This is a genomic window from Paenibacillus sp. LK1 (genome assembly GCF_002750415.1).
GTDB classification, from domain to species: Bacteria; Bacillota; Bacilli; order Paenibacillales; family Paenibacillaceae; genus Paenibacillus; species Paenibacillus taichungensis.
In genome coordinates this window covers 305,749-330,285 of the sequence record NZ_PEII01000006.1, presented here as the reverse complement: position 1 = coordinate 330,285, position 24,537 = coordinate 305,749, and the positions used below count along the sequence as shown (strand labels likewise).

General features: G+C 46.1%; 24 protein-coding genes. 7 read left to right on the top strand and 17 right to left on the bottom strand.

What is annotated here, in order from left to right:
• Positions 1 to 4: 4 nt before the first annotated feature.
• From CS562_RS16065 to CS562_RS16055, 3 genes are all read left to right on the top strand, one after another.
• Positions 5 to 1,447, top strand: coding sequence for an ABC transporter permease (locus CS562_RS16065; protein ID WP_099857096.1), 1,443 nt, complete (start codon positions 5 to 7; stop codon positions 1,445 to 1,447).
• Between the two features lie 12 nt (positions 1,448 to 1,459).
• Complete coding sequence (locus tag CS562_RS16060; protein ID WP_099857094.1) at positions 1,460 to 2,974, top strand: ABC transporter permease; 1,515 nt, start codon at positions 1,460 to 1,462, stop codon at positions 2,972 to 2,974.
• A 67-nt stretch (positions 2,975 to 3,041) separates the two neighbouring features.
• Entirely contained in the window at positions 3,042 to 4,868 is a 1,827-nt protein-coding gene (locus tag CS562_RS16055) for an ABC transporter substrate-binding protein (protein ID WP_099857092.1), read from the top strand.
• A 76-nt stretch (positions 4,869 to 4,944) separates the two neighbouring features.
• On the opposite strand, the gene CS562_RS16050 is transcribed toward CS562_RS16055, so the two are convergent.
• A complete protein-coding gene (locus tag CS562_RS16050; protein ID WP_257219507.1) occupies positions 4,945 to 5,439 on the bottom strand; it encodes a hypothetical protein in 495 nt (164 codons plus the stop codon).
• A 184-nt stretch (positions 5,440 to 5,623) separates the two neighbouring features.
• Here CS562_RS16050 and CS562_RS16045 point away from each other — a divergent pair, with 184 nt between their 5' ends.
• Positions 5,624 to 5,824 carry a hypothetical protein gene (locus CS562_RS16045; RefSeq protein WP_063565515.1) on the top strand — a complete coding sequence of 67 codons (201 nt, stop codon included), beginning with the start codon at positions 5,624 to 5,626 and terminating at the stop codon, positions 5,822 to 5,824.
• 149 nt (positions 5,825 to 5,973) lie between these two features.
• On the opposite strand, the gene CS562_RS16040 is transcribed toward CS562_RS16045, so the two are convergent.
• The 7 genes from CS562_RS16040 to CS562_RS16010 form a co-directional block, all read right to left on the bottom strand.
• Positions 5,974 to 6,678, bottom strand: a complete 705-nt coding sequence (locus tag CS562_RS16040; protein WP_099857090.1) for an ankyrin repeat domain-containing protein — start codon at positions 6,676 to 6,678, stop codon at positions 5,974 to 5,976.
• Between the two features lie 13 nt (positions 6,679 to 6,691).
• Complete coding sequence (locus CS562_RS16035; protein ID WP_099857088.1) at positions 6,692 to 8,197, bottom strand: S-layer homology domain-containing protein; 1,506 nt, start codon at positions 8,195 to 8,197, stop codon at positions 6,692 to 6,694.
• A gap of 119 nt (positions 8,198 to 8,316) precedes the next feature.
• On the bottom strand, positions 8,317 to 9,009 hold the full coding sequence (locus tag CS562_RS16030; RefSeq protein ID WP_090903764.1) for a response regulator transcription factor: 693 nt from the start codon (positions 9,007 to 9,009) through the stop codon (positions 8,317 to 8,319).
• Positions 8,987 to 10,486: a sensor histidine kinase gene (locus CS562_RS16025; protein ID WP_099857086.1), complete on the bottom strand. Its 1,500-nt coding sequence runs from the start codon at positions 10,484 to 10,486 to the stop codon at positions 8,987 to 8,989. Before CS562_RS16025 ends, CS562_RS16030 begins: the two co-directional genes overlap by 23 nt.
• A gap of 250 nt (positions 10,487 to 10,736) precedes the next feature.
• Positions 10,737 to 11,474 carry a cyclase family protein gene (locus CS562_RS16020; RefSeq protein ID WP_076287935.1) on the bottom strand — a complete coding sequence of 246 codons (738 nt, stop codon included), beginning with the start codon at positions 11,472 to 11,474 and terminating at the stop codon, positions 10,737 to 10,739.
• 82 nt (positions 11,475 to 11,556) lie between these two features.
• Positions 11,557 to 12,186: a type 1 glutamine amidotransferase family protein gene (locus CS562_RS16015; RefSeq protein WP_099857084.1), complete on the bottom strand. Its 630-nt coding sequence runs from the start codon at positions 12,184 to 12,186 to the stop codon at positions 11,557 to 11,559.
• A 104-nt stretch (positions 12,187 to 12,290) separates the two neighbouring features.
• Positions 12,291 to 13,217 carry an NADP-dependent oxidoreductase gene (locus tag CS562_RS16010; RefSeq protein ID WP_099857235.1) on the bottom strand — a complete coding sequence of 309 codons (927 nt, stop codon included), beginning with the start codon at positions 13,215 to 13,217 and terminating at the stop codon, positions 12,291 to 12,293.
• Positions 13,218 to 13,397: 180 nt separating this feature from the next.
• Between CS562_RS16010 and CS562_RS16005 the strand changes: the two genes are divergently transcribed.
• Positions 13,398 to 14,276 (top strand): PhzF family phenazine biosynthesis protein, encoded by an 879-nt coding sequence (locus CS562_RS16005; RefSeq protein WP_099857082.1) that lies wholly within the window; start codon positions 13,398 to 13,400, stop codon positions 14,274 to 14,276.
• A gap of 152 nt (positions 14,277 to 14,428) precedes the next feature.
• On the opposite strand, the gene CS562_RS16000 is transcribed toward CS562_RS16005, so the two are convergent.
• Genes CS562_RS16000 through CS562_RS15990 form a run of 3 tightly spaced genes read right to left on the bottom strand, consistent with a single transcriptional unit; the run spans position 14,429 to position 16,607 of the window.
• Positions 14,429 to 15,634 carry a cation:proton antiporter gene (locus tag CS562_RS16000; protein ID WP_099857080.1) on the bottom strand — a complete coding sequence of 402 codons (1,206 nt, stop codon included), beginning with the start codon at positions 15,632 to 15,634 and terminating at the stop codon, positions 14,429 to 14,431.
• Between the two features lie 3 nt (positions 15,635 to 15,637).
• Positions 15,638 to 16,144, bottom strand: coding sequence for a cation:proton antiporter regulatory subunit (locus CS562_RS15995; RefSeq protein ID WP_099857078.1), 507 nt, complete (start codon positions 16,142 to 16,144; stop codon positions 15,638 to 15,640).
• The gene (locus CS562_RS15990) at positions 16,134 to 16,607 is read right to left on the bottom strand and encodes a GreA/GreB family elongation factor (RefSeq protein WP_099857076.1); all 474 of its coding nucleotides are present in this window, start codon (positions 16,605 to 16,607) and stop codon (positions 16,134 to 16,136) included. The genes CS562_RS15995 and CS562_RS15990 overlap by 11 nt, the downstream gene beginning before the upstream one ends.
• Before the next feature lie 388 nt (positions 16,608 to 16,995).
• Here CS562_RS15990 and gdhA point away from each other — a divergent pair, with 388 nt between their 5' ends.
• The gene (gdhA, locus tag CS562_RS15985; protein ID WP_076287928.1) at positions 16,996 to 18,372 is read left to right on the top strand and encodes an NADP-specific glutamate dehydrogenase; all 1,377 of its coding nucleotides are present in this window, start codon (positions 16,996 to 16,998) and stop codon (positions 18,370 to 18,372) included.
• A gap of 194 nt (positions 18,373 to 18,566) precedes the next feature.
• Here the strand turns inward: gdhA and CS562_RS15980 are convergent, their stop codons facing one another.
• A complete protein-coding gene (locus CS562_RS15980; RefSeq protein ID WP_076288277.1) occupies positions 18,567 to 19,109 on the bottom strand; it encodes an NADPH-dependent FMN reductase in 543 nt (180 codons plus the stop codon).
• Between the two features lie 304 nt (positions 19,110 to 19,413).
• Here CS562_RS15980 and CS562_RS15975 point away from each other — a divergent pair, with 304 nt between their 5' ends.
• A complete protein-coding gene (locus CS562_RS15975) occupies positions 19,414 to 20,268 on the top strand; it encodes a pentapeptide repeat-containing protein (RefSeq protein WP_099857073.1) in 855 nt (284 codons plus the stop codon).
• Between the two features lie 98 nt (positions 20,269 to 20,366).
• Here CS562_RS15975 and CS562_RS15970 read toward each other — a convergent pair whose 3' ends face one another.
• The 5 genes from CS562_RS15970 to CS562_RS15955 form a co-directional block, all read right to left on the bottom strand.
• Positions 20,367 to 21,344: a diaminopimelate dehydrogenase gene (locus CS562_RS15970; RefSeq protein ID WP_371121655.1), complete on the bottom strand. Its 978-nt coding sequence runs from the start codon at positions 21,342 to 21,344 to the stop codon at positions 20,367 to 20,369.
• Between the two features lie 144 nt (positions 21,345 to 21,488).
• Positions 21,489 to 21,635, bottom strand: a complete 147-nt coding sequence (locus tag CS562_RS32975; RefSeq protein ID WP_157258407.1) for a hypothetical protein — start codon at positions 21,633 to 21,635, stop codon at positions 21,489 to 21,491.
• Positions 21,636 to 21,685: 50 nt separating this feature from the next.
• On the bottom strand, positions 21,686 to 22,669 hold the full coding sequence (locus CS562_RS15965; protein WP_099857071.1) for an alpha/beta hydrolase: 984 nt from the start codon (positions 22,667 to 22,669) through the stop codon (positions 21,686 to 21,688).
• A 271-nt stretch (positions 22,670 to 22,940) separates the two neighbouring features.
• Positions 22,941 to 23,696, bottom strand: coding sequence for an exodeoxyribonuclease III (locus CS562_RS15960; protein WP_063565361.1), 756 nt, complete (start codon positions 23,694 to 23,696; stop codon positions 22,941 to 22,943).
• A 105-nt stretch (positions 23,697 to 23,801) separates the two neighbouring features.
• Entirely contained in the window at positions 23,802 to 24,536 is a 735-nt protein-coding gene (locus CS562_RS15955; RefSeq protein ID WP_257219506.1) for an alpha/beta hydrolase, read from the bottom strand.
• Position 24,537: the final 1 nt, after the last annotated feature.

Sequence of the window (24,537 nt, the reverse complement as noted above, 5' to 3'; positions counted from 1 at the left end):
TGGTTTGAATCTTGCAAAAGGCAGCAAAATGTCACAGCTTGTTTACACCCTGGGATTTAATTATGGCAAAATGCTGCTTCATCCCTCCTATCGATATGTTCTATTTATTCTCGGACTGCCCGTTAATTTGGTTGTGCTTCTGATCTGGCAATCAAGACGAAAAAGGGATGACTGGGCCGTGGTTCAACAAGCTGTTGAGCGCGATATGCTCTCCACTTCTTACCGGGATAAACTTCGAATGGACGTTGAAGAACAGTTGAGGCGTAAACACCATTTCTTTCGGCAGCAAGTTAGTGAGGCAGAGTTTAAGCGTCAGACGGAGGAATGGCTGGAGGAATCCGTTCAGAAGGAGTTAAAGGAACGAACGTTCAGCAAGCTTCAGAAACAGGGAAAACAGCGCCTGACGATGGCTGATACATTCCAATCGATGATTGATAAACCTTGGTTCCTTGCGATATCAGTTATTCCGGGCTGTCTGATGTACGCCATGATGTTTTTGTATGGCAATCCTTATCTAAAGTACATATTCGAAAGAATTCTGATGACGGTATTCGTCATTTTGGGCGTAGCTACACTTGTATTCACCATCTTGTACCTGTCCCCATTCAATCCGGCGGCCAACATCCTCGGAGAGACAGCGACACAGGAACAGATCGCAGCTTTTAACCATGTCTATGGCCTGGATCAGCCCTATCTTGTCCAGCTCTGGAACAATATCAAGGGCATAGCGCTATTTGATCTCGGTAAGTCTTTTTCAGGGAATGAAGATGTCACGGCTACGATCGCCAGAAAGTTTCCAATCACGTTAACACTGGCCGTTATCTCCTTGCTGCTTGCCCTTGTCATTGCATTGCCAATCGGCATCATCTCGGCGATCAAGCCCAATTCACTGTTTGATTACACATTCATGTTTATTGCATTGATTGGATTATCGATTCCGAATTTCTGGCAAGGACTGATTTTCATCCTGAATTTTTCGATCAAGCTGCAGTGGCTTCCGGCTACCTTCAATCCACAGAACTGGCTATCTATTATTATGCCAACGATTGTTCTGGGAACGGGATTAACCGCTGCGGTGGCCCGTATGACTCGGTCTTCCACACTGGAAGTTATTCATGAGGATTACGTGATGACTGCTCGTGCCAAAGGATTAAGTGAACGACAGGTTCTGCTGAAACATGCTGTGCGCAATGCGCTAATTCCAATCGTAACCGTTGTAGGTCTTCAATTCGGAGGCATGCTTGGCGGGGCGGCTGTAACGGAGAAAGTATTTAATATCAGCGGACTTGGCAGCTACATTGTGGATAAACAGTTTATCCCTGATATTCCGAGCATTATGGGCGGGGTCATATACACAGCGATTACAATCTCCATCATTAATGTTGTGGTAGATCTGTTGTACGCTTTTGTCGATCCCAGGGTTCGTTCCAAGATGAAACAATATTAAAGCAGGTGCACTATGACAAAATCGGGTTCACTTACACAAGAAATGAGTTTTCGGCTTAAGTCTTCACAGGAGTACAGTCAGGCGAGCTTCGCCTGGGTCACTTCCCTTCTCTTGTCGGTGTTACTGTTGTTCAACAGTTATGACTGGAGCCTTCAGGAGTTCAGACCATTTCTGCTGACTGCGCTTGGAATCTACCTATTTTTCACGCTGGTCCAGAGTGTGCTGACGCTCCGGATTCGGAGAGACCTGATTCGGCAGGGGACAATCTCTGTGCTGACTCGCAGACTCGCCTGGGTCCAGCTGTTGGGTATCATTTCAGGCAATATCTTTATCGTGACGGCCGCTTTTCATCTGATCAAGAAAACAAAAAGCATTGAGTATACATTTGCGGTGTATATGCTGCTGACCCAGCTGTTCGTTATTGGGGTCTCGGCACTCAATATGTTTAAAGCATATGTTGCGGATACGTTTTTGCCAGCTATGGCTGTGCTCGTACTTGTGCTTGTCATCGATCTGGTGGTGCTGTTTATCGTATCCCGGTATACGTCAGCCTCGACCATCCCACGCTGGATGCTGGGCGTGAGCGTGATCCTGATTCTGACTTCGGTCACAGGAAATGTGTTTGCACTGCTGCTGGGTATTTCCATCATTGGACGAATCCGCAGACAGGGTAAACAAAAATCCAACTTCTGGAATGATCTGTGGGAGCGTCTTGCTCCGAATGTCACGGCAATGTCCGGTTTGTTTTTTATCATTTTCCTGTTCTCGATATCGATTTGCAGCTTCTTTACTTTTGATTACAGCATGGCTGTAGAAAATAACTACTCGGCCTTGCTTCAGTCTCCATCGCTCGCCTATCCCTTGGGAACGGATGACTTTGGACGATGTTTATTTTCCCGGATTGTATTTGGTGCCCGTATATCATTGATCGTAGGATTCATGTCAACTCTGATTCCGGTACTGATAGGCGGTATTCTCGGAGCCTTCTCGGGATTCTATGGGAGACACACAGACAATATCATCATGCGACTGCTGGATATTCTCTATGCTATTCCGGGTATTCTGCTCGCTATCGCCATCATTGCGGCGTTCGGGGCCAATACGGTCAATCTTATTCTCGCACTCAGCTTGGGTTCGATCCCAACTTATGCACGAACCATGAGGGCTAGTGTGCTCTATGTATCTACGTTTGAATTTGTTGAAGCTGCACGTGCACTGGGTTACAACAATCGCTCCATTATTTTCAAACATATTATTCCAAACTCGCTCGCACCCATGATTATCAAGTCTACACTTACGATTGGCGGAGCGGTCATTGCCACCAGCAGTCTGAGTTATTTGGGGCTCGGCGTGGAGCCGCATATTCCCGAGTGGGGCAATATTCTCAAGCTGGGCAGCACGTATCTGGAAACCCATTCGTATCTGGCCATCTATCCCGGTCTTGCGATCATTCTGCTCGTACTTTCGTTCAACTTTCTGGGTGACGGACTACGCGACGCGCTTGATCCGAAGCTCGAAAAGGCTTAACCGCTTCCCTACAATATTCAGCTCAAATTGAATTCCATTGATTATGAACTTATCTGGAGGTATTTTCATGAAAAAACGTATGCTTATAGCACTACTATTAACTTTTGTCCTTGTGGTCTCCGGTTGCAGTGTGAAGACCAAGACGGAATCCCAGTCAGAATCCTCACCATCGGATACAACAGAAAACACGCAAAACCAAAAACCGGTAGACATCGAATTATTGGCTCAGAGCTCTTCCGAAAATGACGTGAACATTATCCGGGACCAACTCACCAAGAATGGCTTCAATGTTAAGCTGAACCTGCAGCCAGATTACGGCAGCTACAAATCCCAGCAGGATGCAGGCAATTATGACATTGCGCTGTCCAGCTGGACAACGGTAACCGGGAATCCGGACTATGCAGTTCGTTCACTTTTCAAAACAGGCGGAGACTACAGCATTCTGGCTGATGAAGAAATCGATAAGCTAATTGACCAGGCTGCTACTCAGACTCCGGACGAATACAAGGATACGTATAAACAATTGGAGGATCGCTTGGTAACCGATCAGGCCTATATCGCTCCGTTGTACATTTCCCTGAAAAGTCAGGCTGTGAACAAAGACATTCTCAATGTAGACACCGTTCGCTTGTCCAAATCCCGCGCCATGGCATGGGAACCGATTGAATTCAAAGACAGCTCCAAAAATACAAAAGAACCATTAATTCTGACGCAAACTGCTTCCGTCCTGACTTCCCTTGACCCGATCAAAGGAAATGACGGTTCCATCAACCAACTGAACACCAACATTTATGTACGTCTCGTTAACCTGACAGATGACGATCAACTTACACCAGAGGGTTCCCTCTCCCACAATTTCAGCATTGCTGAGGGTAACTCGGAGTATTACTTCATTCTCAGAGACGATATCAACTTTGCCAAGATTGATAATAAAAAAGCGGTAGATACGGGAGAACGTGTCGGTGCAGATGACGTCATCTTCTCTCTCGATCGCGCCAAAAACAAAGATTCCGTACCGGATCACCGGACATACAGCCTGCACGAACATATCAAGGAAGCCGAGTTGGTAACCGATCTGGGCGCCTTGGAATCCGTTCAGCAATCCAGTGGCAGCGGTACGGTTAAAGAAGCATTGGAACAAGGGCTTGGCACCAAAATTACGGAACTGGTCGCGGACAAAAACAAAGCCGATAACGCTGCCGGAAAGTATCAAGTTGTGAAACTTACAACCACGGAACCTTTCCCGCAAGTATTGAACTATCTGGCTCACCAATCTGCTGGCATTGTGTCCAAAAAGCAGGTTGAGAGCATCAATACGTATGATGTAGCTTCGTTTGACGTGAATAAAGACATTCCTTACGGCGATCAAAATACCGTGACTGAAGGTGCTGCGTACAACAACACCCTGTATGCCAGCGGCCCATATATCTTGGCATATAAAAATGATTACGAAGGTGTATTCTATCAGAATCCCGGCTACCGTAAAGGCTCCGAATATGCACCCAAAATCTCTCAGGTGAATGTTCGTTTCATCGCCGATGCTGACAGTGCGTTGTCTGCTCTTCGCAGCAGTGAAATCCACCTGTACTACGGAGTATCCGAAACAAAGTATGACATCATCAAAAATGACAGCAAATTGCAATTGCAGAGCATTCCGAGCAATGCGGTTTCCTATCTGTTGTTCAACACAGCCAATCGGGAAGTTGCCAAGAGCAGTGATCTGAGAAAATCCGTGCTCTACTCCATCAATCAGGATGACATTTTGCAGTTCTACAAAAACAACAAACTTAAGGCATACTCTACAGTAAGTCCACTCGTGCAGACCGGGAATGAATTGAAGTCCGATCCGGCAAAAGTGAAAGAATTTTTGAGCGCCTACCAGGCTTCCAAGTAACAACAAAGATAAACGGCTGTCAACTGGATCACTCCAAGATCCGGATGACAGCCGTTTTATTTTATAGAGAGATAGATTATGCTGATGAGCAGTCTGCCTGATACCTTCGTTGTACGTCAGGCAACAGAGTGACGATCTGGATACCCACTCCCCAGGCAAAATAGACCAGATGGATGACGGATACATGCTGGATCCAGTATACCTGTATCATAATCCAGATGATCAGAGCAAATCCCGTATATAAGGAGAACGTCCATCCCCAGTATTGATTCGGGTAGAGATTCAGTTTTTCACCTATTTCCCAGTGAATGCGACGAAGGAGTGAAATGGCAATGATCATTGGCATAACACCAAGAACCAACATTAGTATAATTCCCGGGATTAGAAAACTGCCAAACGGGGAGTGTTCCAACATTGAATTCGGCATCTTAACAAGATTTCCCGATGGATCGATAATGAGTGCTCCTCCTCCAATGATCGCACCAATGGCCAGGAACCCCTGCATCATAATGAGCGCCCACGATCTTTCAGGTACACATTCACGTTTCATTCCATCATCACTAGTTCTCATCCCTCACCCTCCAGACATGAAACAGATTTTACTGAACGTTCTACTCCATTTTCACATATGGAGAGGGCTGAATCCTGTGCTCTTTCTCACTAAAATCATCCCAAAAAATTCGATTATGGTAAAACTTGATAAAAGAACGTACGTTCGGTATAATAGAGATATACTTAATGAGCGAGAGGCAGATATGGACGACAAATTTATTAAGGAACTACGCGAGATTAGTCGGGACGACAGACGAAGATCCGAATTTATGATCCAAGGCATGAAGGAAACACTTCAGGGAAGAAAAGAAGAAAGTATCTTCAAGCGCTGGGTTCGGCGTAAGAAGACAGAGAAGAAAATTTCACAACGATTCAATCAAGATCCCTCTTCGGATCAAAAGTAACCACATAAAAAGGAGGCGTACTACGCCTCCTTTATTATTTATATGAATGCCTATTCGTCTAGACGTTGTATGGATCAGGATACTTCTTCTTGTTCACATTCTCTACCCTGGAGTAAGAAAATTGAATTATGCAAAATAAAAACAATACTTTATTTCGCACCAGCCCGGACCAAAATCGCTTCGATTTCCTTGAAGCCTTTATTCTGAGCATGAATGAGCGGTGACACTCCATCACGATCCGAAAGGTTTACGTCTGCTCCATGATCAATGAGTAATTGAATCGTCTGCTGCTGTTTTTTATTGCCATCGTTTAAAATGATTGCTTCCAGCAGTGCTGTCCATCCCAATTGATTAATATGGTCCACATTCACTGACGTTTGGGTCAGCAGTTCTCGTACCACATCCACGTATCCATGCTCCGAAGCCGGAATCAGTGCAGTTCCTCCATATCGATTCGTTATCGCTGGATCGGCTCCCGCCTCAATCGTCAGCTTCAAAATATCCAAGTACCCTTCAGCGCCAGCATACAAAAATGGGTTATTCTTCATATCATCCTGTACATTAATATCTGCACCCGCTTCAATTAACATTGTGGCTGATGCCAGATCATTGTTGTACGTTGCAATCATAACAGCTGTTCTTCCGCTCTGATCCTGAGCATTGATATTGGCGCCCTCTTGAATCCATTTTTCAATACTTTCGGTGTCTCTTCCCTCTGCTGCCTTCAACAACAGCTCATCCGGTGAATCCGATAACTTCTCCTCCACCTTCGAGTCGTTTCTCACTTCAGGCACGCAGCCCTGAACGACGAACATACTGCTTATTAGGATAATTATCATCAGCGACTTATTCATACTGCCTCCCTTACTACAGTGTCACTGTTACCGAAGAAGCGACACTCCAATCCCCAACTGGACTTATTGTATAGGTCGTGCCTGAGATTAACGTGCCATCATTAACAAGGTCGAATACGCCCGTGGCGCCTTTCCGACTTGAATATTTATATGTCGCTGTCAGAACGTCACCGTTAGGTGATGTTAATGTTACACTTCGACCTGAGAACAGTTCATCTCCAGGATCTTGCGCCAGCGTAACTTCAACTGAAGTTTCACTCACAGCTTGGGCACTCGCAACCTCCAACGAATCAAACGACCTTGCGGTGAATGAAGCGTTATTGATGTTCGCCCAGTCAGAAGAAACCGTATATGTCACACCGGATTGCAATGTTTGTCCTTCAGGCAAACGGAACTTCGGTTCTTGTTTGCCATCTGTCGATTGCGTGAACGGAACATATTTGGCAACGATTGGCTCGCCACCTTCTGGCGTAATCACGACTTGTCTTGCCTGCATGGAGGAGATAATTTGATACGTTTTGCCTCCTGCTTGTTCTTGGTCATTCAACACAAACGCATTAGCCCCTCGACCACCGCTGTATGCTGAAATGATATAGCCATAATCCACTACACCGTTCTCTTGCAGTGCTTCAATCTCGAACGTATCATTCGTTATTTGATTAGCCGTCGTCATGTTTAGTTTCGTGCCACTGCCTTCAAAGGAACCAGCATCGTGGCCTTTATAAGTGAGACTGTATACTTCACCTGCATGTTGAACGGACGTTGGAACGATGTAAGTTGCGATGGACCCTGTTTTCAGACGAGGCATGTTGGTCAATGTCAACCCACCACTGAGCGCAAAGTCGGTTTGTGCCTTGGAAAATACTTCATCCGCTGCTGTCAGCGGCTTGTCGAACGTCACAATTAACGTAATGGCATTCAGCGATCTAACGCTCTGAATTTGAGCCTGCTCCGAGGGAATAGCCTGGTGTGCCGTTTGCAACAGTACCGCTGTTTCGCCGCGTGTGGTCGAACCGTTCTCGGAATAGAACGTGCTCATCCAATGGTGAACGGATTTCACGTCACGCTGCATCGCTTTGGATACGACCTGTTCGAGTTCTGCATCCGTCACTTGACTGTGTGGATTGAATTGTCCGTTATTCGCCTGCATGATGCCAAGTTCAACGAGCTTTGATGCATACGGTGCATACCACGCGTCAGGATTAACGTCCGTTAAGTCAACGCTTTCTCCCTTCTTCTCCTCCAGATTAAACGTTTTGAATACCAGTGATGCTAATTCCGCGCGGGTAATAGCTCTATGTTCACCCATGGATTGATCGGCGTAACCGTTCATGATCCCCAAGCTGTTCAGTTCCTTGATGGCGACCTCAATCTGCTGGTTGGTAAGCTGTGTCGCTGTAGCTGCAACGTTAGTAACGTATGTAGCTGCATGTGCTTGATTGGTAGTTAGCGGGAATACTGCTGTGCCTAATGCAGTTATCGTTAAAAATGTAGCCATTTTTCGGGTTATAGGATTCATATTTGAATTCCTCCTCTATAGGTTGAAGTTGCCTGTATCTATAGAATAGAGGACAAAAAGAAACTCCCAAGGACAAAAATATTAACAAACTATAAACTCAATCTAATTTTTCTCGAAACTTATACGGTGAACCGGTAGCCCGCACCCCAGACGGTCTCAATATATTCCGGATTTTTCGGATCTGCCTCCAGCTTCCCACGCAGTTTACGAATATGGACGGTAACCGTCGCAATATCTCCGCTGGAATCCATGCTCCAGATCCGCTCGAACAGATCGGATTTGCTGAATACACGGTTCGGATGACTCGCAAGAAATACGAGTAGATCGAATTCCTTGGTTGTAATTGCTACCTCTTCGCCATTAGCAAAAACGCGGCGCGCTCCCTTATCGATATGAAGCCCACGAATGTGGATTTCATCTTGCTCGGCTGGTTTACTTTTGCCAAGCAGTCTCTCATATCGGGTCAAATGAGCTTTCGCTCTTGCAACCAACTCACTTGGACTGAACGGCTTCGTAATAAAATCATCAACACCCAAATTGAACGTTCTAATCTTATCGATCTCCTCCTTCTTCGCGGAGACGACAAGGATCGGCACCTCTTTCACCTCACGAATGCGCCTGCAACATTCGAAGCCATCCAGGCCAGGAAGCATCAGATCAACAATAATTAGATTGTAACTCCCCTCCAGAGCCAGCTTAAGCCCTTCATCTCCGTTATGGCAGAGCTCTACAGAAAATCCGTTGAGTTCGAAATAGTCCCGTTCCAATTCCGCAATCGTTGTTTCGTCCTCAATAATCAAAATGTTTGTCATTACCGTTAATCTCCTCCTCTTCATTCAACCGTTTTAGTTTGATATAAATGACCGTTCCGTCATTGGGTTTGCTTTTCGCCCAGATGAAGCCTCCGTGTTCATCAATGATTTGACGGGCAATCGCCAGCCCCAATCCACTTCCGCCTGTTGAGGAATTGCGAGATTGCTCTGCCCGATAAAAGCGTTCAAATATATAAGGCAGCGCCTCTTCCGGTATTCCTCTGCCATTATCCTTAAAGGCTATCGTAGTCCATTCTTCATCTGCTTGAAGTGTAATCCCGAATCGTTTATGGTCATTCTCCATATATTTGAGGGCATTATCCACTACATTGACAACGGTGCGTTTTAATTTATCCAGATCAACAGATGCCATGACCGGTCCAGATGCCCGATTATCCCAATCCAAAGCCACCCCTTTGTCCTCCAGATCGTATCTGAGCTCTTCAATGCTGTCTTCCAGGAAATCGACAAGATCTACCACTTTAAACAGGAAAGGTTCCTGATTTAAGTCGAGCTTTGAATACAGAAACAGTTCATCCACCAGCTTATCCATGCTAACTGCTTTGGAGTGAATGATATTAACGTATGATTCCATTTTTTCCGGAGTGTTGGCCACTCCGTCACGAATCCCCTCAATATAACCTTTAATATTGGTGATCGGTGTGCGAAGGTCATGCGAAATATTGGAGATGAGCTCTCTGCGATTCGCTTCGTCTTGCTGTCGCAACTCATTGGAGCGCTGCAATTGAGTCCGCATGCTCTCGAACGCTTCGCTGAGTTGTCCAACTTCATCATTGGAGCTAAGTTGGAGCTTGAAGGACAGATTCCCATCTTTAATATGTTCGGCTGAGCTCCGCAGTTGATTCAATGGCTTAATAAAGCTGCGAGTGATCCAGCGGAATAAGAGCAGGTTCGCGATAATGAGAACGCCGATGAGCAGGAGTGACATCATAGGTAGCAGCTTGCGAGTAAGCTCTGCAAATGGGCTTCTCTCACGAATAACGAAGATACTTCCTCTTTCTCCATCTGAATATTGAAAATCAAATTTCGCATATGCATAGAATCGCTCACTGATATTAAAGGTGCTGCGAATCTGATAATTGTTGAGATCATAGGCAGGCAGTGCTTGCTTCAGTTCTGGCTGGTTGAAGGTCAACGATTCGAAAATCTGGTTATTCTCCCGTCTGACGTATAGCCCAGACTTCTCGGCTCGAAGCTTCATGTCGTACTCGCGCAGCAAAACCTTGTTCTGCAGCTCGTCTGGATCATTTTTGGCCAGAAACTTCATCTCTTGAAAGATCGATTCTCCCTGTTCCGTGAGTGGATTCACCTGATAATGTACTTTGTAAATATCGCGAAAACCCTGCAGATCGCCTGTTGCAGCAATCGTATACAGACTAGCTGTAAGTAGGATGAACAGCAGACTTATGACGAGCATACCCGTGAAGGACAGCAACATTTTTATTCGAATGGACATGGTATCCCCTTCTTAATCATGCTATTGGGTTAGTTAGTGCACATGTTAACACAAGATTGATCCAATTGCCCATAGGAGTATTCCATATCAGCAGTTCTAGCTGAACAGAAGAAAAACCCAAGGTCGTAGAAATGACCTGGGTTTCTCAACAATTAGAGGAGGAATACACCTCCCTAGTTATTTACTTATGCGAATCATTCGGAAAGAACTGTGTGTGAGTCCTTTGCAATATACTAAGTTCAACTTTGTTTTACGGTAAAATAGCAAACGAGCGCACTGGAAAGCCGGACGCCTTTTCGGCCTTAGGTACGATATTGAAGATCACCGCACCTTTGGCTGGTACCTGATCCAGATTCGTTAACAGCTCTACCTGATATGTATCCTGGGCAAGTACATAATATTCTGCCAGAAGTGCCCCGTTCTTTTGATAGTCTACAGCTGAATCAGTGTCGAAGGTCTCATGGCCGATCGCCTGTATTTTTCTTTCCTCGAATAAAAACATTAGCGCACTGACTGACCATCCGGGTGCATGACTGTTTCCCTCAGCATCTTTGTTGTCGAATGCTTCATGACTGGGCCAGCGTTTGCTCCAATCGGTACGCAGTGCTACAAAGCTGCCAGCTTCAATAACGCCATGCTCTTTTTCAAACTCAAGAATATGATCGACATCCAGCGTGAAATCCGGATTGCTCTCAACAGCCTCAGATTGATCAATGACCACCAGCGGTAGCACAAGCTCCTTCAACCCCAGTTCATCGAGATACCGGGTATCCCGCACAAAGTGAATTGGCGCATCCAGATGCGTACCATATTGACCAGGAAATCTGAAACTCTGGGCAAAGAAACCTTGATCGTGATTAAACAACGTATCGAATGCTGCAGCATCAAAAGCTGAGAAATGCGGAGATTCCGGTCCAAACGTATGGGTCAGATCCACCCACTTCTTTTCTTTTAATAATTGAATCGCTTGAATGAGCTCATTGGACATCCGAATCACCTCATACATAGAATGGAATAAATTGTTACTATTATATCTTATTCCACTCCATGCGAACATATCGAAATGTCAGCTATTTAATAGAATTCATTAACTCGAAGAAGTATTTTGCTTCATGAGTCTGATATAGATTGAACCACGAATCTAAAGTCTCCGGAGTAAATACATCCAGCACCTTCAATACATGCATCGCAAATTCCAACGGAGCTATGCCCGATGCAGTAACTAAATTGCCATCCGTTACGGCCGGTACCATTTCATAGTATTTTTCTCCAATGTAATGAGGACAAATCATTTTCAAATATTCCAGATCGTTGCTTGTATGCCTTCTGGAGTCTAGCGATCCCACCCTCGCAAGTCCAACGGTTGCACCACATATTGCCGCAACAACATGACCTTTTTCCAAAGATGTCGAAGCTTTTTTTAATATTGGCTCGTGAATGGATTCCATCCAAGTATTCCCGCCTGGAAGAATCAATACATCCGTACTTTCCAACTTACACTCTTCAACTGAAATGCGAGGTAATATTTCCAATCCCCCCATGGTAGTCACCGGACTTTTATCAACGCCAACAGCAACCACCTCTATCGCCGCCAGCCCTTTCTTAAAATACCTTCCCGAGTTTAGTTCAGCAATTAAATAACCTACCTCCCAGTCTGACATCGTATCAAATACATAAAGATATGCTTTTTTTGTATGCATCGTGCACTTCCCTTCTAGTGGATACCCCTAGTATAAAAAAACTTCACTGACATCTTCCGTCAGTAAAGTTTTTAAATTTGAAATATTCAGCGGTTAATCCTCACCTATTCTACTCGAATGACCAGTTTCCCGCGTGTATGATGGGTTTCGCTTTTTTCGTGTGCTTCACGCAGTCCTTGTTCACTCAAGGGGTATGTCTCATCAATGATAGGTCTCAGCTTGCCCTCAGCAGCGAGCTCAGCCAACTGATCGAGTTGATCCCCTTTGGGTTCCATCATGAACACATTGGCCGTTACACCTGCTTCCTTAGCCAGCGTTTTATCCGGCTGTCCCACAAGGGATACCAGATGTCCACCGGCCTTCAATACCTTGAAGCTATCACGCTGAATGTCGCCACCCATCGTGTCCAGCACGACATCATACCCGGAGAGAATCTCCGAGAAGTCTTCTTTTTTATAATTAATAAAATGGTCCACTCCCAGCGAACGAAGCAACTCTTCATTCGATTCACTCGCCGTGGAAGCCACTTCAGCGCCAAGATATTTGGCAATCTGAATAGCAAAGGTTCCTACACCACCTGCTCCCGCGTGAATGAGAACCTTCTGCCCTTTGGCAAGCCGTCCATGGTCAACAAGTGCCTGCCAGGCCGTCATGGCGGCTAGAGGTATGGCAACTGCTTCCTCAAAGCTCAGATTTTCCGGAATACGGGCAATGATGTCCGCATCCACGGCCACATATTCTGCATAAGTCCCGAAATGACGAGGACGAGCAAATACGCGATCTCCCGCTCTGAACCTTGCCACATTCGAACCCGCATCAGTCACCGTACCGGCAACATCCCCGCCCAATATAAGTGGAAAAGAATCCGCTGCCTCTTTCATATGGCCTTGTCTGACTTTAAAATCCACCGGGTTCACAGAAGTAGCATGAATGCGGATTAGCACCTGATTGACTCCACATGCCGGCTTGGGCATTTCCTTTTCCTTCAATTGTTCTGCTCCACCGAACTTTTCAATCACAATTGCTTTCATTAGAGATCCCAGCCTTTCCATAGCATTATCGTTTACTCTCCTTCTTCATTACCCTTCCCGGACGTTCATTTGACCTATATTCATGAATTCGCAGCAGGTTTGGGTTCACAAGCCTGATTAGTAACCATGATATAATGTAGTACAGTTGAACCTAAATAACTGAACAAGCGAGGTAGGAATGTGGAAATTGAAGTAAGTACGTTACATGCATTTTCGGATAAGCCTCTAGGCGGAAATCCCGCAGGCGTTGTTTTACAAGCAGGACACTTGTCCGACTCCCAGATGCAGGAGATTGCCAGACAAGTTGGATTCTCAGAGACCGCGTTTGTTATGCCATCCGATCAGGCTGATTTCAAAGTTCGTTACTTCACCCCTAGTGATGAAGTTGATCTATGCGGACATGCAACGATTGCCTTATTTTATTTAATGAAAGCACAACATATCGTTGATGTAGGTGTATACACGCTGGAGACGTTAGCCGGAATACTTGAAGTAGTTGTCCACAACAATGGTGAAGTCTATTTGTCTCAGGCGCTTCCGGAGTTTGGAGAGATCGTTGACCGACAAGGCATTGCAGATTCTCTGGGTATTTCCACACATGATTTACACGCTGAATTACCTGTACAGATCGTATCTACCGGATTGCGCGATATCTTGATTGCGGTTAACCATGTTGATCTGCTGTCAAAAATCATTCCTGATTTTAAGCTTATCGCTGAAATTAGCAAAGCTAACCATGTCGTAGGTTATCACGTATTTGCACTCAAACCAGATAAAGAGAGCACTCTCGCAGAATGCCGGAACTTTGCTCCCCTTTACGATATCCCGGAAGAGAGCGCAACTGGTACATCTAACGGTGCTTTACTCTGTTATTTACATAAAAACAACCAAATTTCAGATCCCCACGATACAACTTATACGATTAGACAAGGATACACCATGAACCGCCCCTCGGAGATTCGTGCCAGATTAACGCTGGGCATTTCCAATGAAATCACCAAGATTCAAGTGGGCGGGGTCGCGGTTCATATAGAGAACATTCGAATCCAACTTTCATGAATTCCCCGGTCCCGATACAATAAACGCCACACCAAGGAGAGATATACTCCAAGCAGTGTGGCGTTTACGGTTAAACAATGGATTAGATTCAATGCGTGTTTGCATCTGTGTACCAACCTACGCTGTAAAGACGTGGCAAACAGATGCACAATTCATCCCGTCTCTTTCCCCCTCATTCTTTTCCTCAAGCGAGCGTATTGACTGTAGATCCAAGGTGATTCTTTCGTCAGGATCGGGCCAAGCACTGCCAGAATCAACACATATAACACGGCAAAAGACTGAATGGATGCCATCAGGCCTCCTGCCTTGCCGATGTTCGCCATAATGATAGAGAACTCTCCACGGGATACGAGCGTGAATCCCACATTGAGAGAAGCCTTGGGAGTCATCCCAGAGAGTCTGCCAGCGATCATGCCCGCACCATAGTTGCTGGCAATGGTCAGAATAACGGCAATCACGGTCATTCCAACGGCCCCGCCAAGGGTCGAGGGTTCAATAGTCAGGCCAAAGCTGAAAAAGAAGATGGCCCCAAAGAAATCTTTGAAGGGCATAATCTGATGCTCAATTCGGCTGGCATGTCTGGATTCCCCCAGAACCAGCCCCATCATCAGAGCTCCAATCGCCTCGGCTACATGCAACGTTTCCGAGAAACCAGCCACCAAAAAGAGCAGCGTCATAACCGTAAGCAGAAATAACTCCGATGACTTGATGTTGAGTGCCTTATCAATATATTTGATGCATTTCCTGCCTATGATCAGAAATAGCACAATAAAGAGCAGCGCAGACAGGGATACGAGCAAGACGCTGAGGAATGAGGTAGCCCCACTAAGTACAAGCCCCGTCAGAATCGATATATGGATGGCGATGAATAGATCATCAAACATGATCATGCCCATAATAATCTCCGTCTCCGGGTTCGCCGTGCGCTTCAGATCCACGAGTACTTTAGCCACAATAGCTGTGGAAGAACTCGTCATAATACCACAGACAACTAATGTTTCTTTGAGTGGCAGTTCCATGAACCATCCCAGCAGCAGACCGGAAGCAAAGTTAAGGCCAACGTAGAACATACCTCCGGTCAGAATGGCTTTGCCTGACTTCATCAGGCGGGAGACCGAAAATTCCAATCCCAGATAAAAGAGCAAAAACAGGATACCCAGCCTGCCCATAAATTCAATAAATTCCGAGCTTTCGATAAAACGCAAATCCACAATGCCGATCTGTGGTGCATGCGGTCCAACAGCCATACCAATCAGAATATAGAAAGGAATGACCGAAAATCGTAATCTTGCAGATATCAGCCCCGTAAGTGTAATCAGCGCAACGGCAATTCCCACTTCGAATATGAGCATATCCATAGGCTAGAGCCGTCCATTGGATAACAACTGTTTTAACAGTTTGATCTGATCCCGATCACCAGCGACAACAACCGTAGCCCCCGCGGTAAAGATATAGTCCGGACCTGGATTAAACTGCTTCGTCCTGTTCTTCTCCACCACAGCCAGAATAACTGCTCCTGTTGCCTGGCGAATATTCAGTTCTCCGATCGTTCTTCCTATGCTCTCTGAATGCGGCTCAATACGGAGCCACTCAATTAACAGTCCCTCCAGCATAACTTCACGCTCATCCTGAAAGGTTGGTTTGTACGTCATGCCACCGACAATAGCAGCAACCGCACGTGCCTCATCATCATCCAGTGTGACCAGTGACACCATATCTCCCAGTTCTTCAGGTGAATCGCCTGATTCCATGTGAAACAGGTCACGTCGCTCGTCATTATGGATGACAATGACCAGATGCTCACCGCTTCGTGTGTGCAGCCAATACTTGCGTCCAATTCCCGGCAAATCCGTCTCTTTAAAGTGCATGATCTGCACCCCCAGTGGACATCCGATTCAAGGACTCTTTGTTTAACGTAATATCCGTAATGCGTACTCGCATGGAGCCAGCCGGTATATTAATCGACCTCACTTCTCCCTTGAGCCCAAGCAATAATTGCCGCCCCACAGGGGAGAGGAATGAAATTTGTCCCGCATCCGGGTCCGCGTCATCTGGCATAACAATGGTGAATGAATCAGATGTATGGAAGTCAACGTACTCAAAACGGATCAAACTACCGATAAGTACCACCGATTCCAGAGCTTCATCCGAACCAAGGAGCAGCTTCTCCACACACGTCGTATAGTTCGCGAGCAGTCGTTCCATCTGCGAACGTTCCGGGTCACGCACGTCAAAATAGGCGTCGAGAAATGTTCTTTTCTCTTCACCGAATATAATGAGCTGGTTCACCAGCATTTCTCTGCAATTTTGAAAGGAGGTCCTATGGTTCATAATAAATCTCACCTCCTATACAAGCCCTGTTCTCCATGTTGATTCGCATGTTTTTCTTCATCATGTTGTTCTCCTCCTTCATATAGATAAAAAAACCACGGATACCGCGGTCTTACTACCATCTTACCAAAACAAATTTTTTAATCCAGCTATTCTGTTAACTTTGCGTTGTATAATGATAAAAAGGGCGTCAATCCAGCTTCCAAACTTAACCTTTACATCATATGACAGATCCATAGAAGATTTTAATAACGTCATAAAAAACATTTTATGGGTTTTCATCTCGTATTTTTATTTTGTTTCCTGTATATTTAACTACAAACTTTTATGCAATTTATACAAATAGCCATCCCAAGACTTTAACACAATAAAGGAGTGCATTGAAAAAGTGTCGACTATAACTAAGGATTCAACTCAAGTAACTGCCGCAGAGTATGTTCATTCCGTTTACGAATCGGTTATCGCCAGAAATCCACAGGAAAGTGAATTCCATCAGGCTGTCAAAGAGATCCTGGACTCGCTTATTCCTGTCATTGCAGCTCACCCGAAATATCGGGAGAATGGCTTGCTTGAACAGCTTGTTGAGCCAGAACGTGTCATTACGTTCCGCGTGCCTTGGGTAGATGATCAAGGCAAGGTACAAGTAAACCGTGGATTCCGTGTTCAGTTCAACAGCGCTATTGGGCCTTACAAAGGTGGACTTCGTTTCCATCCTTCCGTTTATTCGGGAATCGTTAAATTCCTTGGGTTCGAACAAATTTTCAAAAATGCCCTGACTGGCCTGCCAATCGGCGGTGGTAAAGGTGGTTCCGACTTCGATCCAAAAGGAAAATCAGATCTGGAAGTCATGCGTTTCACTCAAAGCTTCATGACTGAGCTGTACAAATATATCGGTTCCGATGCGGACGTACCTGCCGGCGACATCGGTGTAGGTGCACGGGAAATCGGTTATATGTTCGGACAGTACAAACGTATCAGTGGCGGACACGAAGCTGGCGTACTCACAGGTAAAGGCTTGCTGTACGGAGGAAGTCTTGCACGCAAGGAAGCTACAGGATTCGGATGCGTATACTTTGTAAAAGAGATGTTGGCATCCAAAGGACTGAGCTTCAAGGACAGCACGGTGGTTGTCTCCGGTTCGGGTAATGTATCCATCTATGCCATTCAGAAGGCTCAGGAGCTTGGAGCTCATGTTGTGGCGTGTAGTGACTCTGGTGGTTATATCTATGACGCTCAAGGAATCAATCTGGATACCGTAAAAAGATTAAAAGAGGTTGATCGTCTGCGGATCAGCGAATATGTCAAAGAGCATCCACATGCCGTGTATACCGAAGGCTGTGAAGGCATCTGGTCTATCCCTTGTGATATCGCGCTGCCTTGTGCAACACAAAATGAAATCGACGAACAGGCTGCTGCATTGCTCGTGCAAGGCGGAGTTAAAGCGATCGGTGAAGGAGCGAACATGCCTTCCACTCTGGCTGCGATTGACGTTTTCCACAAAGAAGGCGTTCTATTTGGACCAGCCAAAGCGGCTAATGCTGGCGGAGTTGCCGTGTCCGCACTTGAAATGTCGCAGAACAGCATGCGGTTGTCCTGGTCATTTGAAGAAGTGGACGCCAAGCTGCATGACATTATGTCTGACATCTACACTAGCTGTGTTCAGGCAGCGGATGAGTACGGCTGCGCAGGTAACCTGCTTGCCGGAGCGAACATCGCTGGCTTCCTGAAAGTGGCAGACGCCATGCTTGCGCAAGGTATCGTCTAATTCTTTGGGTGTCATAACTCTCTGCATTACCGAACATCTGCTAAACGATGCATCTTATCGCTTAGATATAAGCAAAGGGCAGTTCTCCCGAATGGAGAACTGCCATTTAACATAGATATAGATAACGATGTCACTCGAATCGCAGTATCAGTCTCTTAATTCCTTTGTAAAGAGAACCGTAGACTCACATGTACTTATGAACGTACCGTTTTTAGAGCTCCGCTCCAGGACAGCACCTGATCCAGCATGCCGTTCAGATTGGTCAGATGCAGATCGGCCGGTTTAAAGGTCGTTCCGTTCTCAAAATCGGTAAACAGCGACAGTGCCGGATGAACACGAACATCAGCAACCGACAACTCACCTAGAATGCCCCGCAGATGTTCTGCTGCACGTGCACCACCTACGGAACCATAACTGACAATCCCGGCAGCTTTGTTATTCCATGCCTCACGGGCATAATCCAAAGCATTTTTCAGTGATGCGGAGATGCTGTGATTATACTCCTGTACAATGAATACGAACCCATCTAGACTTGCCAGCTTCACATTCCAAGCAGTAGCCTGCTCCGTTGCATCCGCTTCTCCCAAGAGAGGCAGCTTGTAATCAGCAATATCCACGATTTCATAGTTGGCATCACCACGTGCATCCGCAATCTGCTTTACCCATTCTCCAACCTGTGGACTCAAACGCCCCTCACGTGTGCTCCCAAGAATAATTCCAATGTTAAGTTTCGACATCGTTTCTTCCTCCTCTTGTGTGTTGTTGTTTGTTTTTCCAAATAATTTATCCATAAAACCCATATTGACACCATCCTGTACCGTTTGGTTTAATTTCTTCTGTTGTTATTGATATTAAGTAATTAAATTCATTTAGTCAAGTAACTTACGTAAAGTTTGTATATATTTTTTTCACTTTATCTTTATCATACAAATATTGTTATGAATTTATTCTACATAGCAGCATATTGATCGAAATCCAGCCTGATGGTAAAGTTGTACTGACCTTAAAATAGCATTCTTTTTAATAAAAGGAAGTGTACAAATGACTAACCAAGCATTCAGTAGCAATCAGGCTACTCTGCATTTAAGCGCAGACTGCGAGCAATGTTTTGGGCTATGCTGTGTCGCCTTGCCGTATGGCAAATCCTCAGACTTTGCTTTTGATAAATCTAGCGGTACCCCCTGTTCCAATCTTCGTACCGATAACCGCTGTGGCATCCATACACAGCTGCGACAGAAAGGGTTCAAGGGCTGCACAGTCTACGATTGTTTCGGAGCTGGTCAGAAACTATCACAAATTACATATGCGGGCAAGGATTGGCGTAACCATCCGGAATCAGCTGCTGAAATGTTCGATTGCTTGCCTGTCATGAAGCAGCTTCATGAGATGATGAGCTATATCAATGAAATGCTACAGCTGCCGGAAACATCATCCATCCATGCAGCGTTGAAGGACCTATATGTGGAAATGGAACGACTAACCGATCTGGATCCATCTGCCATATTACGTCTCGATATTCCCTCACATCGGGCGGTGGTGAACGAACTGCTTGTACAGGCCAGCGAGATGGTGCGGGCAAAGGTTCCAGCTTCGGGTAAGGGACCATCCAAATCGAAGACCAAAAAGGGTACCGGAAGAGACTTTCTAGGAGCCAATCTTAAAGGCGCTGACCTTCGGGGTGCAAGCTTTAGAGGTGCCTTAATGATAGCGGCTGACCTACGAAACGCAGATATGAGAAAGACCGATCTAATTGGGGCTGACATGCGGGATGCGAATCTGGGTGGAGCGGATCTGAGAGGCAGCATCTTTCTGACGCAATCCCAGCTCAACTCGGCAAAAGGCAGTGCAGATACCAAGTTGCCGGATCATTTAAACATTCCCTCACACTGGATGTAGGGAAGACTGTACAACAAATAGCTCGTCCCTCTTTTTAGAAGGACGAGCTATTTGTGTTGCATTACATGGACTTGCAACTACAGTAATGAATTAACGGACTACAGCAAGTCGCGGCGAAGGTCCTCAGCCGATTTAGGAGACAGGTGACCGAGTGGGATATCAAATACCGTCTTAGCCCCTTTGTGTCCTTCCAGACTCAAACGTTGTGCGGCTCTTGCATAAGCCACCAGTACACTTGCGGTAAATTCAGGATTGCTGTCGAGCTTCAGACCAAACTCAATAATTTGTTTCTGGCCTGCGCCTGTAACTCCACTACGAATGACAAATCCACCGTGCGGCATGCCTTCATGCTCAGCCTTCAATTGCTCTTCAGTAATAAACGTCACCGTTGTATCGTAATCCGAGAAATAGTTCGGCATGGATACAATCGTTTCACGAATCTCGTCCTGATTTGCACCAGCTTCTGCAACTACATAGCATTGACGCAGATGCTTCTCACGTGTGGTCAATTCTGGGGTCTCCCCAGCACGAATGCTGTTGATTACTTCTTCAACAGGTACAGTGTATTGCACACCAGCCTTAACGCCAGGAACACGACGGATGGCATCGGAGTGACCTTGGCTTACCCCTTTACCCCAGAACGTGTACTCTTTACCTTCTGGCAGGATCGATTGGGCAAGCAGTCGGTTCATTGAGAACAAGCCTGGGTCCCAACCTGTGGAAATGACGCTCACGTGGCCACCTTGCTCTGCCGCAGCGTTAACTTCTTTATAGAATTCAGGGATTTTGGCATGTGTATCGAAGCTATCCACCGTATTGAACAATTTTGCAATTGCAGGTGTCTGCTCCGGAAGATCGGTTGCCGAACCTCCACACAGAATCATCACATCAATTTTGCCTATGTATTGCTCAGCAGCAGAGATGTGCTCGAAACGAACCTCCGTACCTTCTGCAACCATCTGCTCCGGGTTACGACGTGTAAATACAGCAACAAGCTCCATATCCGGGTTTTGAGTAATAGCTTTCTCTACACCTTTGCCCAGATTTCCGTAACCTACGATACCAACTTTGACCATGTTCAATCCTCTCCTGTCTTCATCTATAGTTGCCTACTTTATCTAGTATAATGATATAACATAACATGTAAATTGTCAGGTTTCCAGTTTGAAATAAAAATACCTTGCATGCAGAGCAGCAAGGCCTGATATATTCCTTTTATTCTAATCACGTCCAACCGAATGGATAAAAGGTATGGCATCCACGGAAGAAGTAGCAAACAAGACGGAAACGGACAACACCGTTAGAGACAACAGACAACTTGCCAGGAGTAAGGAAAGGAATCTTGATGCGGTTCTGATCTTTTTCATCCATCCTACCTCCTCATCCTGTTTGCTATATTTTGGCTGGATTATGTTCTTCATAATTCACCGGACCGCTTCACCAACTCCAAAATTTCACTAGCGACAATATCCGGCTGACTGTTATGAATATCGTGTTTGGCGTGTGCCACAGTGACCTGTGATCCTTGACTGGACCATGAAGCAAAATCGGCTTGATCTGTCTGCCATGCCCGGCTGCCTTCGCTTGGTTTCTCTGAACCGGCCGTCAGAATGGTTAGCGGGAAGGAGAATTCCTTTTTATGCTCCAGGATATGGGCTGCGTTCGTCTTGGAATTGCGCATCTCTCCAATCACGTTGTCATTGTATGCATGCTTGAGTGTGGATACTGTGGCTGCCTTTCTCATTGACTCCGTAACGAGATCCGGGTTAACGACCAAAGATTCCGTTATCCGATCCGAATGCAGCAATGTACGCACAATTCCTGTTTTCACCAGAAGACGGGCTGAATCGAAATACCAGTCCGATTGCTCCATAGCAACAGTGCTGTAATATTCGGGACTTCCTCCATCAATCATGACCATGCCAGCTACCTCATCAGGGTACATTTGTGCGAATCGCACGGTCTCCAGCGATCCGAGAGAATGACCTACCATGATATACGGCGGACGTTGGCCGGATACTCGCAGCAATTGATGGATCTCCTCTGTAATGGTATCGATATCACGTGGCCGATCCGTATAATCGCTATACCCGTAACCGAACCGATCATACACCGCAATTTTCACCTGGGATTTCAACTTGTTATATAGCGGGCTGAAATCAACATACGGATTGGGCGTACCCCAGCCTGAAGCCAGGACAACTGTCGCATTTCCTCTTCCCGTTGTATAGAGATGCATATTACGTCCGCTCACCTCATACATCTTGCCCGGTGCAGTATAAGATTTCATGTCCTGTGTCGACTGATATGCCTCGTACGCGGTTCCTGCCAGCAGCAGAAGCCCTGTTGCCAGCATCAGGCCACCCAGCCCCTTCAAACCTCTCCGTAACCCCTTCTTCATCGTTCTCTACCCCTTACCCGGCTCTTCTTCTATATGTATTCTTCAATCTTACCCAAGTACGGGTGGAAACGGAACGATCCCGGGTCCAGTTCTTTCCCCAACCTAAGTCTAGTTCCACCCCCTACCCGCAGGATGAAAAATACCATTGAGACCTGTACCAAAGGGAAGATAATCATATAGACAACGTAATATAACCGCAAATTCCCGATAACGGAAACCTGCGGTTTGGATGATATTCATTTTGTAAAAAGCCAAATAAACCCTCTGCAATCTACAATTGCAACGTGAGACCCACCGGGCAATGATCACTGCCCATGACATGGCAATCAATATGCGCCTCTGACACCTTCGGAGCCAGCTGATTGGACACAAGAAAATAATCAATCCGCCATCCAACATTACGCTCTCTTACCTTGGGCATGTACGACCACCAACTGAACACATCCGTGCGATCCGGGTACAGATGACGGAAGCTATCCACATATCCGGCAGCCAGCAGATCGGTCATTTTGCCTCGCTCTTCCAGCGTGAATCCCGAGTTGCCCAGATTCGGCTTCGGATTCTTCAGGTCGATCTCCTGATGGGCTACATTCAGGTCACCACATACGATAACCGGCTTGGTCTGCTCCAATTGCAGCACGTACCCTCTGAACCGATCCTCCCATTCCAAACGGTAAGGAAGTCTGGTCAGATCCCGCTTCGCATTGGGGGTATATACGTTGATTAGATAAAAATGATCAAACTCCAGCGTAATCATTCGGCCTTCCGGTTCACTATCTTCCTCTATCCCGTACCAGACAGATAGAGGCTTGATCCGGGTAAATATGGCTGTGCCGGAGTATCCTTTTTTGACAGCATAATTCCAGTATTGATATACGTCTTCACCCAGATCCATTTCGATCTGTCCTGCCTGCAGCTTGGTCTCCTGCACACAGAAAATATCGGCTTGACTCTCGTTATAATAATCCATGAATCCTTTGGTAACACATGCCCGCAATCCATTTACATTCCAGGACACCAGCTTCATATCCTCATCTCCTCACATCTCCCCAATATAGCATGGGCGAATTCGGAAGGACAAGCTGAGGTGTGACGATATCCAAACAGAATGAGCGCTTACTAAGCCCTATGCTCACTGAAACAACCAGGTTAATGCTTCAGGCAGATGCTTGGCAAAAAATAAAAGATCATGCGTCCCGCCCTCTTCCTCCACGTAATTCAGCCGCTCGGCAGGATAGCCCTGGGCCAAAATCATGCGACACGCAGAACGTGTATTTTCCAGCATTTGTGCTTGGGCATTAGCTTTGTACACACCTTCCAGACTCCCAACGTACATATACAACTTCAACCCGCGGCGTTCAGCCCAGGAATAGTCACTCATATAATCGAGGAAACCTTCATACCACATTGAGGCTGATAACGCCCCAACCTTTCCAAAGATATGAGGGAATTCCATCGCCGCAAACAGAGAGATCAGCCCACCGAGCGAACAGCCAAGTATACCTGTATTCTCTGAATCTGTAAGAGCACGGTAAGACGAGTCCACATACGGTTTCAGCTGCTCAGTGATTGCCTTCAGATATATGCTTCCCTGACCGCCAAAGGCCGAAAAGGAAGCATGTAGCGCTGGTACAGGCCATGGCGTGTAGTCATCGTTGCGATTGTGAGGTTCAATACCGACCAAAATCAATTCAGGCAGTTTTCCGGAACGAAAAGAATGATCCAGCAGATTGCTGCAGGCTTTGGCTACCGCACCTCCATCCTGAATATAAACGACCGGGTAATGACGATCTCCCTCTGTGTAAGATGGCGGAAGCAGCAGATGGAGCGTCCAACCATTAACCGACTCCTGTACCCATTTACTCATG